This is a genomic window from Micromonospora humidisoli, from assembly GCF_016900955.1.
GTDB lineage: Bacteria > Actinomycetota > Actinomycetes > Mycobacteriales > Micromonosporaceae > Micromonospora > Micromonospora wenchangensis.
Map to the genome: position 1 here is coordinate 276902 of NZ_JAFEUO010000001.1, position 16455 is coordinate 293356.

The following is a 16455-nucleotide window of genomic DNA, read 5'->3' on the forward strand; positions in this document are numbered from 1 at the left end:
GGCCGGGTGGACCCGCCGTGCGGCCCAACGCGATGCGGTCATCGGGGCAGATATCGCGCGTGGGACGTGCGGTGGCACCTCTCCCGGCAGTACCGTGCCATCCAGACGCCGATCCCACCAACTGAACGGGGATGGAAACATAAACCCCATGAGAGCCCGGGTACTGGTGGTCGACGACGACCCCGCGCTCGCCGAGATGCTCGGCATCGTCCTGCGCAGCGAGGGCTTCCTGCCCTCCTTCGTCGCCGACGGGGAACGGGCGCTGGCCGCGTTCCGGGACAGTCGCCCCGACATCGTACTACTCGACCTGATGCTGCCCGGAATGAGCGGTATCGACGTGGCACGGGCGATCCGTGGCGAATCGGGCGTGCCGATCGTGATGCTCACCGCCAAGAGCGACACCGTCGACGTGGTGCTCGGCCTGGAGTCCGGCGCCGACGACTACGTGGTCAAGCCGTTCAAGCCCAAGGAGCTGGTGGCCCGGATGCGGGCCCGGCTGCGTCGGGGTGAGGACGTGGCACCGGAGATGCTGACCATCGGCCCGCCCGGCAACCAGATCACCATCGACGTGCCGGCGCACACCGTCAGCCGCGACGGTGAGGAGGTGAAGCTGACACCGCTGGAGTTCGACCTGCTGGTTGCGCTCGCCCGCAAGCCGCGTCAGGTCTTCACCCGGGAGGTCCTGCTGGAGCAGGTCTGGGGCTACCGGCACGCGGCGGACACCCGGCTGGTCAACGTGCACGTGCAGCGCCTCCGCGCCAAGATCGAGCCGGACCCGGAGCGGCCGGAAATCATCCTGACCGTGCGGGGCGTGGGCTACAAGGCGGGCACCGGATAGCCTGGGTCGCACCGTGACCAGTGCACCCGCCCACACCCCCGAGCACACCGCCGGCTGGCGTCCCGCCGCGCGGGCGCTGCGGCGCGTGCTGGTGGGCCGCGCGCTGCGGGTGACCGCCGGTGTGCGCCAGACCTGGCGACGGTCGTTGCAGGTCCGGGTGGTGACCATCACGCTCGTGGTGTCCAGCCTGCTGGTCGGCGGCTTCGCCTACCTCATCGCTGACAAGATCACCAACATCCTGCTCGACAACGCCGAGACCGACGTCCTGCTGCGGCTGCGCAACGGCAGCGACTACTCGGCCAAGCAGTTCTTCCTCTACAGCCAGCCCCAGGAGGCGCAGCTCCAGGACACCATCGAGGGCACGGTCAACTACCTGGCCGGGGGCGACCCACAGCAGACCAGCGGGGTGGTGGTCGCGATCACCGCCGACAACTACGCCGGCATCATCGAGACCCGCACCTCACCGGCGATGGACGTCCGCCCGCTGGTCAGCCGGGAGTTGCGGGCCGCCGTCGCCGACGGCAAGGTGGCCCACCAGATCCGCACCGGACGACTCGCCGGCGAACGGACGAAATACCTGGTCTACGGCTCCCCGGTGCCGACCCGCTTCGGCCAGCTGGAGCTCTACTATCTCGTCCCGCTCAACCGGCAGGACGCCACCGCCGCCGACGCACGGGCCACCGTGCTGGCCACCGGGGTGGCCCTGGTGCTGCTGCTGGGCCTGCTCGCCGCCCTGGTCACCCGGCTGGTGGTGACCCCGGTCCGGGTCGCCGCGCGCACCGCCCAACGGCTCTCCGCCGGCCTGCTCGACCAGCGGATGGTGGTCGACGGCGAGGACGACCTCGCCCTGCTCGCCGCCTCGTTCAACCAGATGGCGACCAACCTGCAACGGCAGATCCTCCGGCTGGAGGAGATGTCCCGCCTGCAACGCCGGTTCACCTCCGACGTGTCGCACGAACTGCGGACCCCGCTGACCACCGTCCGGATGGCCGCCGACCTGATCTTCGCCGAGCGCGACGAGTTCGACCCGGCGGTGGCGCGCAGCGCCGAACTGCTCCAGGCGGAGCTGGACCGGTTCGAGGAACTGCTCACCGACCTGCTGGAGATCAGCCGCTTCGACGCCGGCTTCGCCATGCTCGACTCCGAGCCGACCGACCTGGTGCCGGTGGTGCACCGGGTCGCCGACCGCCTCGCCGGGCTGGCCGAACGGGTCGGCGTCACCATCGAGCTGGCCGTGCCGACCACCCCGGTGATCGCCGAGGTGGACCCGCGCCGGGTCGAGCGGGTGCTGCGCAACCTGGTCGGCAACGCGGTGGAGCACGGCGAGGCGAAGCCGGTGGTGATCACCCTCGGCGTCGACCAGACCGCCGTCGCGGTCACCGTCCGCGACCACGGTGTCGGGCTCAAACCGGGCGAGGAGAAACTGGTCTTCAACCGGTTCTGGCGGGCCGACCCGTCCCGGGCCCGGCAGACCGGCGGCACCGGGCTGGGCCTGTCGATCAGCCTGGAGGACGCCCGACTGCACGGCGGCTGGCTGGAGGCGTGGGGCGCTCCCGGGCAGGGTGCCCAGTTCCGGCTCACCCTGCCGGTGCGCTCCGGGGACCGGCTCACCACCTCGCCGCTGCGGCTGGTGCCCGCCGACGCCACCCTGCCCTTCGGCGGCCCCCGCGACGGCGACCTGCTGGCCATCGGCCCGGCCGGCGGAGGTGCGCTGGCCATCGGCCCGGGCCCGACCGCCGGCACCGACGAGCGCGCCCGGGCCCGGTCGTGAGCCGGCTGCGTGCCCTGGCCGGGCTGCTCTGCGCCGCACTGCTGGCCACCGCCGCCGGCTGCGGCATCCCCGACCACACCGACGTCCAGGTCGACGGCTCCGGACCGGCCGTCTCGGCGGGCGCGTCCAGCTTCGGTCGGGGCGAACCCCCCACCCGGACGGCCAGCGGCACCGACCGGGAGACCTTCGTCCGCAACTTCCTGTCCGCCGCGGCCGGCGAGCCCGAGCGGGCGTACGCCCGGGTCAAGCAGTTCATCGCCCGGGAGGACCGCAACCGGCTCGCCGAGAAGCAGGGCAGCGAGGTCGCGATCAACGTGGTCCGGCTGACCGAGGACCCGGTGATCACCGAGAACGCCAGTGGGCTGCTCACCGTGCGGGTGCCGGTGCAGCAGGTCGGGGTGCTGCGGGCCAACGGCGTGCTCGGCCCGCCGGTGGTGACCGACACCGAGTACCAGTTCTCGCTGCGGGGCTCCGCCGAGCCGGGGGAGGGTACGGAGGCCGGCGGCTACTACGTCACCGACCCGCCCTCCGTGCTGCTGCTGGACGCGCTCGCCCTACAGCTGTACTTCCAGCCCCACACGGTCTACTTCTGGAACTCCGACGCCACCCGGCTGGTCGCCGACCAGCGCTACCTGCCGCTGGCCGTGCCGACCGAACGGCTGGTCAGCGAGGCGGTCAAGTGGCTGATCGCCGGGCCGTCGGAGTGGCTGCGGCAGGGGGTGAGCGGCCTGCCTGACCGCACCGCCCTGATCAACAACGCGGTCAAGACCGACGGCCGGTGGGAGGTCAACCTCGACCTGCCCGGCGACGACCGGCGCAAGCTGGAGAAGCTCGGCATCCAGTTGGCCTGGTCGCTGTCCGACCTGAACGGGCCGCTCCAGCTCACCACCCGCAACCAGTCCCGGGTGACCATCGACGACCTGGCCGCGCACCGCCTCGCCAACCCGGTCTACCCGCTCACCGAGGGGCCGCAGCGGTTCACCGTCTACGCCGGGGCGATCCACCCGCTCGTCTTCGAGGCCGAGGCGATCGGCACCGTGCCGATCCGCACCGAGGACAACCACGACATCGTCTCGGCCGCGGTGCGACGGGCGGCCGGGGAGAAGACCCTCGCCGCCCTGGTCACCGCCGCCCCGGGCGGCCGGCAGCGGCTGGTCACCGGGTCGGGGGCGGCACCGGTGCCGGTGATGACCCCGGCGACGCAGACCTTCACGGCGATCGGCCGGCCGGTCTGGCTGCGTCCGCTCGGCACGGCCCAGCCGTACGGGCTGGTGGTGGCCGACGGGCGGCTCTACCGGTTCGACGACCGGGCCCGGATGGTGCCGGTGCCGGTGGGTGTGGCGGGCCAGGTCACGGCGGTGGCCGCCTCGCTGGACGGGCACCGGATCGCGCTGGTCGTCGGTGGCCGGCTCTGTCTCAGCGCGGCGAGCCTCGACGGCGGGGTGGTCTCGCTCGGCCCGGTACGCCAGGTCGCCACCACGCTGACCGACCTGTCGGCGGTGGACTGGGCGCAGGAGAACACCCTGGCCGTGGCCGGTTCCACCAACCGTTCCGCCGTGTACGAGGTGGGCGTGGACGGGGCGCTGCAGACCGCCCTGGTCACCGACGTGGGCGCCCGGGTGACCCACCTGTCGGTGTACCCGGCCAACCCGACGTACGTGCTACCGACGGTGATGATGATGTACGAGGCCAACGGGGTCGCCTACCGCTACCGCTCCTCGTCGGCCGAGACGATCCGCAGCGAGCAGGTGCTGGATGCGCCACCCCCGCCCGCCGGTGGCCGGGCGGGCAGCCCGACCGCGCCGTTCTTCCTGTTCTGAGCCGGCCGTGCCGGACGTGGGCGGGCTCTGGGCCGACCTGACCGATCTGGTCTTGCCGACCGGGTGCGCGGGGTGCGGCCGGCGGGACGCGCGGCTGCGGCAGGGCTGCTGCCCGCAGTGTGTACGCCGCCTCGCCGCGCTGCGCCCGGTGCCGGCGCGGCCCACCCCGGCCCCGCCCGACCTGCCGCCGTGTCACGCCCTCGGCCCGTACGCGGGACCGCTGCGGGAGGCGCTGCTGGCGTACAAGGAACGGGGTCGGCACGGGCTGGCCCGGCCGTTGGGCGGGTTGCTGGCGGAGGTGGTGGCGGCCTCGGTGGGCCAGGCCCGGCCGGTGCTGCTGGTGCCGGTGCCGGACCGGGCGGCGGCGGCCCGGGAACGCTATGGCGACCACCTGACCCGGTTGGCCCGGCACGCGGCGGCCCGGTTGCGGCGGGCCGGCTGGGACGTGCGGACGGCGGTGCCGGTGCGGGCGTTGCCCCGGCCGGATTCGGTGGTGCTGGACCGGGCGGGTCGGGCCGCGGCGGCCCAGTCGGCGTTCCGGCTGCGGCCCGGTTGGGCCGGGCGCGGTGCCGGCGGCCGGGCGGTGGTGGTGCTGGACGACATCCTGACCACCGGGGCGACAGTGGCGGCGGTGAGTCGGACTTTGCGGGCGGCGGGAATGACGCCATACGGAGCGGCCGTGCTGGGTGCAACGCAAAAACGGCGGCACCGGTGACGCTTCGTGTTTCTGTTTCACCCCATGGTGTTGGTTGCTGTTAATTCTCTGAGGGTTTCCCGCAACCGGGGGTGACTGTCAGCCGTACAGGAGTTAGCGTTTTCGTGTCGGGGGTAGGAAGGTTTCCCACCAGCCCCCGACGGTGGAAGGAGGCGTAGCCGTACCTGACCGGTCGACGCTCCCAGGGGCCCTCCCGAGGTCGCGCGACCGGATTCGAAGATCAGCCGGCCATCCGGAAAAGGGAGGTCACGTGGACATCGTGGTCAAGGGTCGAAACGTCGAAGTGCCGGACCATTACCGGGTACACGTAGCGGAGAAACTCGCAAAAATCGAACGCTACGATCACAAGCTCATCCGGGTCGATGTGGAGCTGTTCCACGAACGCAATCCCCGGCAGTCCGACACCTGCCAGCGAGTGGAGATCACCTGCGTCTCCCGGGGCCCGGTGATGCGGGCCGAGGCATGCACGAACGACTTCTACAGCGCGCTGGACGCCGCGATCGCCAAGCTGGACACCCGACTGCGCCGGGCGGCCGACCGCCGCCGCGTACACCGGGGTCGGCACGCGCCGATCTCGGTCGCCGCCGCCACCGCCGGTCTGCCGGTGGCCGGCCTGAACGACGCGGGCGTGTCCGCCGGTGGCACGGCCACCGCCGTCGAGGAGCGCCCGGAGGAGCACGACGACCAGCCCTGGCACATCGCGCGGGCGAAGGTGCACCCGGCCGACCCGATGACCGTCGACGACGCCCTGTTCCAGATGGAACTCGTCGGCCACGACTTCTACCTGTTCCACGACAAGGAGTCCGGCCGCCCCAGCGTCGTCTACCGTCGCCACGCCTACGACTACGGCATCATCTCCCTCGACACCTGACCCACCCGCACCACCTCCCTCCGCCCCGGCCCGCCGTCCTGCGGCCCGCCGCCCTGCGGCGGTGATCAAGAGGTTTGCGTCAGAGTTGAAGATCCAATTGACGCAAACCTCTTGATCACCCGGGAAGTGGGCGGGGGGCGGTGGGGTCGGTGGGGAGGAAGGACCAGAGGACGGTGTCGGGGCGGGGGGTGTCCGGCGTCGGGGCGGGGAGGCGGGCGCGCATGACGCCCTCGCGGTGGAAACCCGCCCGGTCCAGCACCCGCTGGGAGGCGGTGTTCCAGGGGGCCGTGCCGGCCCAGAGGCGGGCCAGGCCGACCTGGTCGAACGCCCAGCCGGCCAGCAGACGGACCGCGCGGGTGGCCAGTCCCCGGCCGCGCGCCTCGGGCAGCAGGCTGTAGCCGATCATCGCCTGGCCGGTGGCCGGCTCGTCGTGGACCAGGGCGCAACCGCCGACCATCGTGCCGGTCGCCGCGTCGCACACCGCGAAGTCGGCCGCCCGGCCGGTCAGCCAGTCGCTCTCGGCGACGGCGCAGCGCCGGTCGATGTCCGCCCTGGTCGGTGGGACCGGGCGGACCCGGGTCGCCACCACCTCGGGTCGGGTGTGCAACCGGTGCAGCACCTCGGCGTCGGGAGGCGCGAGTCGGCGCAGGGTCACCACCGTGTCGGTGAGCCGCCCGTCGGGCAGGTCCGGCAGCAGGCGCGGGACCGGGCCGGGCGGGTCGCCGGCGAGGCGTACCCAGGCGAGCAGGTCGTACCGGTCGCCGTCACGGCCCGGGCCGGCAGCCCGGCGTACCCCTTCAAGGCGGAAGCCGGCGGCCAGCGCGACCCGCTGGCTGGCCGGGTTCTCGGCCCTGACCAGCAGCTCCAGCCGGGCCAGGCCGGCCTGGAAGGCGGCGGTCGCCAGGGCCCGGGTGGTGGCGGTGGCGATCCCGCGCCGCCGGGCCCGCGGTGCCACCCAGTAGCCCAGCTCCGCCTGCCCCCGGCCCGGCACCACCTGGCTGAGCCCGGCCCCGCCGACCAGCCGGTCGGTCCCGGCATCGACGATCGCGTACGCGGCCCCGCCGCTGCGCCACGCCGCCGGGGCGCCCTCGGCGATCCACCAGTGCGCGTCGGCGACCGTGTAGGGATGCGGCATCCCCACCGGGTTGAACCGCAGGTTCACCGGATCGTCGCGGCCGGCGGCGAGGTCCTCGGCGTCGTCCGGCCGGAACGGTCGCAGCCGCACCGGGCCGGCCTCGACGACCTCCGGGGTCACGTCAGGTCCTCGGCGAGCAGTGCGCCGATCCAGGCGTCGACCCGCTGACCCCGCTGCGACACCCCGCCCCGCAGGGTGCCCTCGACGGTGAAGCCGGCCTTCTCGGCGGCCCGCCGGGAGGCGGTGTTGCCGACGTGGGCCCGCCACTCGACCCGGGTCAGGTCGAGGCCGGTGACACCCCAGGCGGCGAGCGCGCCCAGCGCGGCCGGCATCCAGCCCCGGCCCCGGGCGTGCGGTGCGGTCATGAAGCCGACTTCGGCCCGCAGCGGGTCGACGGGGTCCAACCGCAGGTCGACGGTGCCCGCGAAGGCGTCGTCCGGGTCGGCCAGCACGAAGCAGGCGCTGCCGCCCCGGGCCCAGGCCAGCCCGCCGTAGGCCAGGTACCGCTCGGCGTCGGTGCGCTGGTAGGGGTGCGGCACGCCGGTCCACCTGACGGTGTCCGGGTCCCGGCAGGTGGCGGCGACAGCGTCCAGGTCGCGTTCCTCCATCGGCCGCAGCCGCAGCTCGGTGTCCCCGGCGGTGGCGAACAGGACGGGCTGCGGTCGGCCGAACACGGCGGCCCGCCGGGCGTCCAGGGTGCCCGGCCCGGCCGGACCGTCCGCGCCGGCCGCCGGCACCTCGCCGGGCAGCAGCGAGCCGACCCAGCCCTCGACCCGGCCGTCCCCGGCGGGTCGGGCGAGCCGCAGCTCACCGGAGATCTGGAAGCCGGCCCGCAGGGCGACCAGCCGGGAGAAGTGGTTGCCGACCTCGGCCTGCCAGATCAGCCGACGCAGCGCCAGGGCGTCGAAGGCCCAGCGGGCGACCGCCCGGGTGGCCCGTACGGTGACCCCCCGGCCCCGGGCCCAGGGGGCGGTCCAGTAGCCGATCTCGCCGGTCTCGACGTCCCGGTCGACCGCGACCAGCCCACAGGAGCCGAGCAGTTCGCCGGTGCCGGCGTCGCAGACCGCGAACGGTGCCCCGCTGCCGTCGGCCCAGGCGCGGGGGCTCACCTCGGTGACGAAGCCGTGGGCGTGTTCAGGCCGGTACGGACGCGGTACGGTGGTCCAGCGCTGGATGTCCGGGTCCTGGCAAGCCCGGTGCACGTCGTCCGCGTCCGAGGCGAGCCACGGACGCAGCAGCAGGCCGTCCTCGATGATCTCCACAGGCTCCATCCGAGTCATCGTGCCGGATCGTTCGCGGTGGGCGTAACCGGATAACCGCCGGGCGGCGGGTTGAGCCGAGCGTTATGTCGGTTTGGTCGGGTCGGACCGCCGCCACCAGTGACCATCGCGCCGACTGAGCGCCTACGATGGTTCGAGACTGTCTAGGGGAGCGTTGATCCGTGTCGATTCTGGAAAGGGTCCTCCGCGCGGGCGAGGGCCGTATGGTGCGCCGGCTGAAGGCCATCGCCGCCGCCGTCAACTCGATCGAGGACGACTACGTCAACCTCACCGACGACGAGCTGCGGTCACTGACCGACCAGTACCGGGAGCGGCTCGCCGACGGTGAGACCCTCGACGACCTGCTGCCCGAGGCGTTCGCCACGGTGCGCGAGGCGGCCGCCCGGGTGCTCGGCCAGCGGCCGTACGACGTCCAGGTGATGGGTGGCGCGGCGCTGCACTTCGGCAACATCGCCGAGATGAAGACCGGTGAGGGCAAGACGCTGACCTCGGTCATGGCCGTCTATCTCAACGCGCTGTCCGGCAAGGGCGTGCACGTGGTCACGGTCAACGACTACCTGGCCCAGCGTGACGCCGCCTGGATGGGCCAGGTGCACGAGTTCCTCGGCCTGACCGTCGGCGTGGTGCTGCCCAACCGGCCGGCCGCCGAGCACCGCGCCGCCTACGAGTGCGACATCACCTACGGCACCAACAACGAGTTCGGCTTCGACTACCTGCGCGACAACATGGCCTGGTCCCGCGACGAACTGGTCCAGCGCGGGCACAACTTCGCCGTGGTCGACGAGGTCGACTCGATCCTGATCGACGAGGCCCGCACCCCGCTGATCATCTCCGGCCCCGCCGAGCACTCCGCCCGCTGGTACGGCGAGTTCGCCGCCGTGGTGGGCCGGCTCCAGGCCGGCAAGGACGGCGAGGGCGACTACGAGGTCGACTACGCCAAGCGCACTATCGCGGTCACCGAGCGCGGCGTGGCCAAGGTGGAGGACCGGCTCGGCATCGACAACCTCTACGAGTCGGTGAACACCCCGCTGGTCGGCTACCTCAACAACGCGATCAAGGCCAAGGAGCTCTACAAGCGCGACAAGGACTACATCGTCAGCGACGGCGAGGTCCTGATCGTCGACGAGTTCACCGGGCGCATCCTGCACGGCCGCCGCTACAACGAGGGCATGCACCAGGCGATCGAGGCCAAGGAGGGGGTGGAGATCAAGCAGGAGAACCAGACCCTGGCCACCATCACCCTCCAGAACTACTTCCGCCTCTACGAGAAGCTCTCCGGCATGACCGGTACGGCCCAGACCGAGGCGGGCGAGTTCAACAAGGTCTACAAGGTCGGCGTGGTGACCATCCCGACCCACCGGCCGATGGTCCGCGAGGACCGCGCCGACGTCATCTACAAGACCGAGAAGGCCAAGTTCAACGCGGTCATCGAGGACATCGCCGAGCGGCACCAGGCCGGCCAGCCGGTGCTGGTCGGCACGGTCTCGGTGGAGAACTCCGAGATCCTGTCCACGCTGCTGCGCCGCCGGGGCATCCCGCACTCCGTGCTGAACGCGAAGTTCCACGCCCGCGAGGCCGAGATCGTCGCCCAGGCCGGCCGCAAGGGCGCGGTCACCGTCGCCACCAACATGGCCGGCCGGGGCACCGACATCCTGCTCGGCGGCAACGCCGAGTTCCTCGCCGCCAGCGAGCTGCGCCAGCGCGGCCTCGACCCGGCCGAGCAGGAGGACGAGTACGCCAAGGCGATGGAGGAGGTCCTGCCCACCTGGAAGCAGGCGTGCGAGGCGGAGGCCGAGGAGGTCGCCGCCGCCGGTGGGCTCTACGTGCTCGGCACCGAGCGGCACGAGTCCCGCCGGATCGACAACCAGCTGCGCGGTCGGGCCGGCCGGCAGGGTGACCCGGGCGAGTCCCGGTTCTATCTCTCGCTCCAGGACGAGCTGATGAAGCGGTTCCGGGCCGGTGCGGTCGAGGCGGTGATGGAGCGGTTCAACATCCCGGAGGACGTGCCCATCGAGTCGAAGATGGTCACCCGGCAGATCAAGAACGCCCAGGCCCAGATCGAGGGCCAGAACGCCGAGATCCGCAAGAACGTCCTCAAGTACGACGAGGTGCTCAACAAGCAGCGCCAGGTGATCTACGCCGAGCGGCTGCGGGTGCTCAACGGCGAGGACCTCTCCGACCAGGTCCGCAACATGATCGACGACACCGTCGGCGCGTACGTGGTGGGTGCCACCAGCGACGGTTACGCCGAGGACTGGGATCTCGACCAGCTCTGGGCCAGCCTCAAGCAGCTCTACCCGGTGGGTGTCACCGTCGAGGAGCTGGAGGAGGAGGTCGGTTCCCGGTCCGGCCTCGACCAGGACTTCCTGCTCGCCCGCCTCCGGGAGGACGCGAACGCCGCGTACGACAGGCGCGAGGAGAGCCTCGGCGAGGAGGCCACCCGCCAGTTGGAGCGGATGGTGCTGCTCCAGGTCATCGACCGCAAGTGGCGTGAGCACCTCTACGAGATGGACTACCTCCAGGAGGGCATCAGCCTGCGGGCGTACGCCCAGCGCGACCCGGTCATCGAGTACCAGCGCGAGGGCTTCGACATGTTCGCCACCATGATGGAGGGCATCAAGGAGGAGACGGTCGGCTTCCTCTACAACCTGGACGTGCAGGTCCAGGAGCCGGAGCCGGAGGCCGAGGAGGTCCAGCTGCTGGAGAAGCCGGTCGAGATCCGCGCCAAGGGCCTCAACCGTGCGCCGCAGCAGCAGGGGCTGCAATACTCCGCCCCCACGATCGACGGTGAGGCGGGTGCCGGTGCGGTGGCCGTGGAGCGGCCCGAGCCCGAGCCGTCCGCGCCGGCGCTCGGCATCGGGGGTGGGCAGCCGCAGGCTCCGTCGCAGGCCCGACCGGCCGCCGGCGGGTCGCGTCGGCCGGCTGCCGCCGGGGCGAGCGGTCAGGCCGCCGCAGCCAGCACCGCCAGGCGGAACACCGGCCCGGTCGACCGGGCCGCCGAGGGTGGCCCGTCGCGCAACGCCCCCTGCCCGTGTGGTTCCGGCCGTAAGTACAAGCGCTGCCACGGCGCCCCCAACGGCGGCGCCTGACACCTCACCGCAACCTGTGCCGGGGACGCCCTCCCGCTCGACAGAGCGGGAGGGCGTCCCCGTCTCTCTCCCCGGCTGCCCCCACCCGCTTCTGCCCGGTGATCAAGAGGTTTGCGTCAGTTCGATCGTCAAAGCTGACTCAAACCTCTTGATCAACACGGCTGGGTAGCCCCACCCGAGCCGGGTCGGGTGGGTCAGATGACCTGGAGGGCGGTGCAGAGCCAGGTGCCGCGACGGTGTTCGAGGCGCAGGGCCATCGCCCAGCTCCGGCCGCCGCCGGTGAGCACGGCGGCCACCTCGACCGCTGCCGGGCGGGGCTGGCACACCCGCAGCCGGAGCAGGTGGACGGCGGGCCGGGTGGAGCGTCGCCGGACCGGCGGGGTACGGGCGGCGGCACGGGCGATCTGCTCGGTCACCTCGACGGTGCGCCCCGGCTCGACCAGGGCCCGGATCTGGCCGGGTGGCCGGTAGCCGTTGAGGATCTCCAGGCAGGTGCCGACGAACCGGTGGGCGGCCCGGGTCGCCTCGGGGGTGCTGGTGGCGGGCGGCGGCAGGGGTGGGGCGGCCGGGTGCCCGGGGCGGGGCCGTGGGTCGGGTCGGCGGCCGGCGGGTCGGCCGGCGGCGGGCCGACCGGTGCCGAACAGGTCGAGGGCGAGCTGGCCGGATGGCCGGGGCCAGAGATCCGGCGCCTCGTCGACATAGGGCGGGTCGGCGACGGGGGCCGGGCGTAACCGGATCGGCGGCCGGGTCGGCCCCGGACGTCGGGAGTCGGCCATCGTTGCCCCCTCGTTCTCTGCGTTTGCCTTCGTTTGCTTCCGACAGCGTCGATTGTCGGACACGGCAATGCCCAGGGTCAATGGCTCAGCGGGATGGCCCGGTCACTCCGGGTCGCGGTCGGTGAGCGGGTTGCCGCGTACCCACTCGGCGGTTTCGGCGTACTTGAGCTGGATGTACTCCTCCAGCCGGGCCCGCTCCACCCGCCACTGCCCCCGTCCGCCGATCTTGATGGCGGGCAGCTCGCCGCTGCGTACCATGTGGTAGACCTGCGAGTCCGACACGTTCAGCTCGGCGGCCACGTCGGAGAGCAGGAGAAACCTCGGCTCCACGGAAACCCCTCGGCTTGGCGTCGTTCGGCCCAGTTTGCCACCGACAGCCTTCCCCGCCCAGCACCGCATGTCCGACCGGTGCGGCGGCTTCCCCCGGGGCGGTGCGCGGTGTATGACGGTCGGGACGTACGGCATGATCGACGTTCGGGGCGGCCACCCGCCGTCCCGGTGGGCGGAGACGACCAGGGGAGACGACGGTGGGCGACGAGCTGGTCCGGGTGTACGTGCCGGCGACCGTGCCGATGCTGGCCCTGCTGCGGGAGCGGGGGCTGCCGGCCAGCGGCGGCCACGCGGTCACCCCCGCCCTGCGCGAGTGGTACGCCGAGGGCGACGAGGAGGAACTGGAGTACGTCGCCTTCACCCGGGCCGCCCAGGACGCCCTACAACTGCTGCGGGAGGACGCCGACGCGCCCCGCCGCCGGGTCGTGGTGTCGGTGGACCTGCCCGCCGGGGCCGTCGGCCGGGGTGACGGTGAGCTGGGCTCCAGCGGGGTGGACCTCGACGGGCCGCTGCCGGCGTCGGCGGTGGCCGCGCTGCACGTGGACGGGGCCGAGGCGGTCGGGGACGTGGCCGCCGCCGTGGACGTGGTGGTCGAGGCGCTCGCCGGTGACCCGGATGCCCAGTTCACGGTCGACGGGGTCGAGGACCACGAGCTGGAGTGGTACGACCCCTCCGAGTGGGAGCTGCTGCTGCGAACCGCGTCCTGACCGGGGCGGGGCCGGGTCAGGACTCGGCAGGGTCCTGCGGGTCGTCGTCGCGCGGGGCCGGGCCGAGGGTGCGGCCGAAGAGGACGACCGTGGTCAACGCGCCCACGAAGAGCACCCAGATGCCGTTGTCGATCCGCGAGGTGCCCATGCTGGTCTGGGCCACCGCGTCCGCCTCGCTCAGCGCGCCGGCCAGATCCAGCAGGGTCCGCCCGCCGATCCGGATGATCACCTCGGTGAGCAGCAGGAACAGGCCGGGCCCGGCCCCGGCGAGCAGATAGGCGGGCCAGCGCGGGGCCGTGGCGTCGGGGGCGTGCCGGACGGCCCGGCGGCGGGCCCAGGTGAGATAGCCGAAGGCGAGCAGCCCGGCCACCAGCCCGCCGAGCAGCGACTCGGTGCGGGAGACCCACTTCGCCGCGCCGACCAGCGACGCCTGGGAGTCTCCCGCGCCGAACAGGTCGAACAGCGGGTCCCGGGCCTGGCTGAACAGCACCACGAACAGCAGCGTGCCGAGGGCGGCGGTGACCACCGCGCCGACCGGGCCCGGGGTACGCGCGCCCGCGAGCGCGCCACCGATGACTGCCGCCGCCGCGCTGGTGCCGGCGATGGTGTTGGTGGTGGCGTTGTCGGCGTACGTCAGGTTGATCGCCAGCGCGGTGCCCAGCCCGACCAGCATGCCGGCCCCGATCGCCGCGGCGAAGCGCAGCGCGGCCCGGTCGCCGAGCCGGCGGGCGGCCAACTCGCTCGCGGCCAGCGCGACGGCAGCCCCGGCGACCAGGGCGGCGGAGATCACCCCGGGCAGGGCGAACGCGGACAGCGTGATCGCGGTGAGGCCGACCGCCGCCGAGTGGATCGCCTCCCGGGTGGACCAGAGCATCGCCGCCAGCCAGCCGAGGGCCAGCACCGCCAGCACGGGCGTGCCCGGGGCGTAGCCGGTGCGCCCGGCCGGCTCCTGCGGCGACCGGTCGATGGACTCGGCCGTCGGGCTGCCGGGCTGGTTGCTCATCGTCTCCCCTTCGACACGGCGCCACCCCGGCACCGGGGCGGGCCCTCGCGCGAACCAGCGTACGCGGGCGGGCCGGACCGCCCCGGGCTGGGCGTGGAGGGCCCTGGCCGGCCCGGGGCGCGGCACCGCCGGCACCGACGCCCGGGCGTGCCGGGGCGGCCGACCGGGTCGGTCTCCCTGCTTTTCTTCGTCCGGATCGCGCTTTCGGTGGGGAATCGTCGCCGTACGGGGGGTGTCCGCCTCGTGATCCACGGTGCGGAGCGGGCGGGGCGTGAGGCCCGCGAGCCGGGCGTGGGAGAATCGCCGGAGGTCCCGCCGCCGCGAACAGCTACCCGCGCGGTGTCCGGCGTCCGGCCGTCCGGTCGGTGCCCGCGGGTCCGATTTCGCCGCCGCTGTCGAGATCGCCCAGGAGCCTGTGATGGACGCCGTGTTCTCCGTACCCGAGCCGCGCAACGAGCCGGTACGCACCTACGAGCCGGGCAGCGCCGACCGGGAGCGGCTGGAGCGGCGGCTGACCGAGCTGGCCGCCGACCGGATCGACCTGCCGATGACCATCGCCGGTGAGCAGCGGATGGCCGGCGGCGACCCGATCGACGTGGTCCAGCCGCACCGGCACGCGCACGTGCTCGGGGTCACCGGTCACGCCACCCACGACGACGCCCGCGCCGCCGTACGGGCCGCCAAGGACGCCGCGCCGATGTGGCGGGCGTTGCCGTTCGAGGAGCGGGCCGCGGTCTTCCTGCGCGCCGCCGAGCTGCTGGCCGGCCCGTGGCGGGACACCCTCAACGCGGCCACCATGCTGGGCCAGTCCAAGACCGCCGTCCAGGCCGAGATCGACGCGGCCTGCGAGTTCATCGACTTCCTGCGGTTCAACGTGCACTTCGCCAGGGAGCTGCTGGCGGCCCAGCCGAACTCGTCGCCGGGGGTGTGGAACCGGTTCGACCACCGCCCGCTGGAGGGCTTCGTCTACGCGGTGACCCCGTTCAACTTCACCGCGATCGCCGGTAACCTGCCGTCCGCGCCGGCCCTGCTCGGCAACACCGTGGTCTGGAAGCCGGGCCCCACCCAGCAGTTCGCGGCGCACTTCACCATGCGGCTGTTCGAGGCGGCCGGCCTGCCCCCCGGCGTGATCAACATGGTCACCGGGCGGGGCGAGGAGGTCTCCGACGTGGTGCTCGCCGACCCCGACCTGGCCGGCATCCACTTCACCGGCTCCACCAAGGTCTTCCAGCAGCTGTGGCGCACGGTCGGCGAGAACATCGCCTCCTACCGGGGCTACCCCCGGCTGGTCGGCGAGACCGGCGGCAAGGACTTCGTCGTCGCGCACCCCAGCGCCGACGTCGACGCCCTGCACACCGCGCTGATCCGGGGCGCCTACGAATACCAGGGTCAGAAGTGCTCGGCCGCCTCGCGGGCGTACGTGCCCCGGTCGTTGTGGTCAGGCGGGCTGCGCGACCGGCTGGCCGCCACCGCCGACGCGTTGACCTACGGCGACGTGACCGATTTCGCCAACTTCGGCGGCGCGGTGATCGACGCCCGCGCGTTCGACAGGCACACCGCCGCCCTGGAGCTGATCGCCGGGGACGACAGCTGCCGGCTGCTGGCCGGGGGCACCGCCGACGACACGGTCGGGTGGTTCGTCAGGCCGACCCTGTTCGAGTGCTCCGACCTCGCCCACGAGACGTTCACCACGGAGTACTTCGGGCCGATCCTCGGCGTGCACGTCTTCGACGACGCCCGCTTCGACGACGTGGTCGCCCAGGCCGAGTCGATCGCGCCGTACGCGCTGACCGGGTCGGTCTTCGCCACCGACCGCCAGGTGATCGACGCGGTGGCCGAGAAGATGCGGTACGCGGCAGGCAACTTCTACATCAACGACAAGCCGACCGGGGCGGTGGTCGGGCAGCAGCCGTTCGGGGGCGCTCGGGCCAGCGGCACCAACGACAAGGCCGGTTCGTGGCACAACCTGGTCCGCTGGATGTCCCCCCGGACCATCAAGGAGACGTTCGTGCCGCCGACCGACCACACGTACCCGCACATGGGCTGAACCGGCGACGGCCGGCGGTGGCGTGCGACGACGTCCCCGCCGGCCGGGCCCGCCCGACCCCGGCGACGGGCCG

Annotated in this window: 13 protein-coding genes; 8 read left to right on the top strand and 5 right to left on the bottom strand. The window is 73.0% G+C overall.

Annotation, left to right across the window (positions count from 1 at the left end; translation table 11 throughout):
• The first annotated feature begins 148 nt into the window (after positions 1–148).
• From mtrA to hpf, 5 genes are all read left to right on the top strand, one after another.
• Complete coding sequence (gene mtrA, locus JQN84_RS01205) at positions 149–838, top strand: MtrAB system response regulator MtrA (RefSeq protein WP_067306208.1); 690 nt, start codon at positions 149–151, stop codon at positions 836–838.
• Between the two features lie 91 nt (positions 839–929).
• Positions 930–2609 (top strand): MtrAB system histidine kinase MtrB, encoded by a 1680-nt coding sequence (gene mtrB / locus JQN84_RS01210; RefSeq protein ID WP_281903216.1) that lies wholly within the window; start codon positions 930–932, stop codon positions 2607–2609.
• Entirely contained in the window at positions 2606–4429 is a 1824-nt protein-coding gene (locus tag JQN84_RS01215) for an LpqB family beta-propeller domain-containing protein (protein ID WP_281900341.1), read from the top strand. Before mtrB ends, JQN84_RS01215 begins: the two co-directional genes overlap by 4 nt.
• A gap of 7 nt (positions 4430–4436) precedes the next feature.
• Positions 4437–5144 carry a ComF family protein gene (locus JQN84_RS01220; RefSeq protein WP_204956560.1) on the top strand — a complete coding sequence of 236 codons (708 nt, stop codon included), beginning with the start codon at positions 4437–4439 and terminating at the stop codon, positions 5142–5144.
• A 250-nt stretch (positions 5145–5394) separates the two neighbouring features.
• Complete coding sequence (gene hpf, locus JQN84_RS01225; RefSeq protein ID WP_204956561.1) at positions 5395–6015, top strand: ribosome hibernation-promoting factor, HPF/YfiA family; 621 nt, start codon at positions 5395–5397, stop codon at positions 6013–6015.
• Positions 6016–6130: 115 nt separating this feature from the next.
• Here the strand turns inward: hpf and JQN84_RS01230 are convergent, their stop codons facing one another.
• Together JQN84_RS01230 and JQN84_RS01235 are read right to left on the bottom strand one after the other, a co-directional pair.
• Positions 6131–7270, bottom strand: coding sequence for a GNAT family N-acetyltransferase (locus JQN84_RS01230; RefSeq protein ID WP_204956562.1), 1140 nt, complete (start codon positions 7268–7270; stop codon positions 6131–6133).
• A complete protein-coding gene (locus JQN84_RS01235) occupies positions 7267–8421 on the bottom strand; it encodes a GNAT family N-acetyltransferase (RefSeq protein ID WP_204956563.1) in 1155 nt (384 codons plus the stop codon). The genes JQN84_RS01230 and JQN84_RS01235 overlap by 4 nt, the downstream gene beginning before the upstream one ends.
• 170 nt (positions 8422–8591) lie before the next feature.
• Between JQN84_RS01235 and secA the strand changes: the two genes are divergently transcribed.
• Positions 8592–11519, top strand: coding sequence for a preprotein translocase subunit SecA (secA, locus tag JQN84_RS01240; protein WP_204956564.1), 2928 nt, complete (start codon positions 8592–8594; stop codon positions 11517–11519).
• 194 nt (positions 11520–11713) lie between these two features.
• Here the strand turns inward: secA and JQN84_RS01245 are convergent, their stop codons facing one another.
• Both JQN84_RS01245 and JQN84_RS01250 read right to left on the bottom strand, forming a co-directional pair.
• Complete coding sequence (locus JQN84_RS01245) at positions 11714–12295, bottom strand: Rv3235 family protein (RefSeq protein ID WP_204956565.1); 582 nt, start codon at positions 12293–12295, stop codon at positions 11714–11716.
• Positions 12296–12397: 102 nt separating this feature from the next.
• Positions 12398–12625 (bottom strand): helix-turn-helix domain-containing protein, encoded by a 228-nt coding sequence (locus JQN84_RS01250; RefSeq protein ID WP_067306191.1) that lies wholly within the window; start codon positions 12623–12625, stop codon positions 12398–12400.
• A 197-nt stretch (positions 12626–12822) separates the two neighbouring features.
• Here JQN84_RS01250 and JQN84_RS01255 point away from each other — a divergent pair, with 197 nt between their 5' ends.
• The gene (locus JQN84_RS01255) at positions 12823–13332 is read left to right on the top strand and encodes a DUF6912 family protein (protein ID WP_204956566.1); all 510 of its coding nucleotides are present in this window, start codon (positions 12823–12825) and stop codon (positions 13330–13332) included.
• A 16-nt stretch (positions 13333–13348) separates the two neighbouring features.
• Here JQN84_RS01255 and JQN84_RS01260 read toward each other — a convergent pair whose 3' ends face one another.
• Complete coding sequence (locus JQN84_RS01260) at positions 13349–14335, bottom strand: hypothetical protein (protein WP_204956567.1); 987 nt, start codon at positions 14333–14335, stop codon at positions 13349–13351.
• Between the two features lie 418 nt (positions 14336–14753).
• Between JQN84_RS01260 and pruA the strand changes: the two genes are divergently transcribed.
• Positions 14754–16382 carry an L-glutamate gamma-semialdehyde dehydrogenase gene (pruA, locus tag JQN84_RS01265; protein ID WP_204956568.1) on the top strand — a complete coding sequence of 543 codons (1629 nt, stop codon included), beginning with the start codon at positions 14754–14756 and terminating at the stop codon, positions 16380–16382.
• The last annotated feature ends 73 nt before the right edge of the window (positions 16383–16455 follow it).

Excerpts from the sequence above, each read along its gene's own strand:
- pruA (WP_204956568.1), top strand. The coding sequence starts at position 14,754 with ATGGACGCCGTGTTCTCCGTACCCGAGCCGCGCAACGAGCCGGTACGC.
- JQN84_RS01260 (WP_204956567.1), bottom strand. The coding sequence starts at position 14,335 with ATGAGCAACCAGCCCGGCAGCCCGACGGCCGAGTCCATCGACCGGTCG.
- JQN84_RS01235 (WP_204956563.1), bottom strand. The coding sequence starts at position 8,421 with ATGGAGCCTGTGGAGATCATCGAGGACGGCCTGCTGCTGCGTCCGTGG.
- mtrA (WP_067306208.1), top strand. The coding sequence starts at position 149 with ATGAGAGCCCGGGTACTGGTGGTCGACGACGACCCCGCGCTCGCCGAG.
- JQN84_RS01245 (WP_204956565.1), bottom strand. The coding sequence starts at position 12,295 with ATGGCCGACTCCCGACGTCCGGGGCCGACCCGGCCGCCGATCCGGTTA.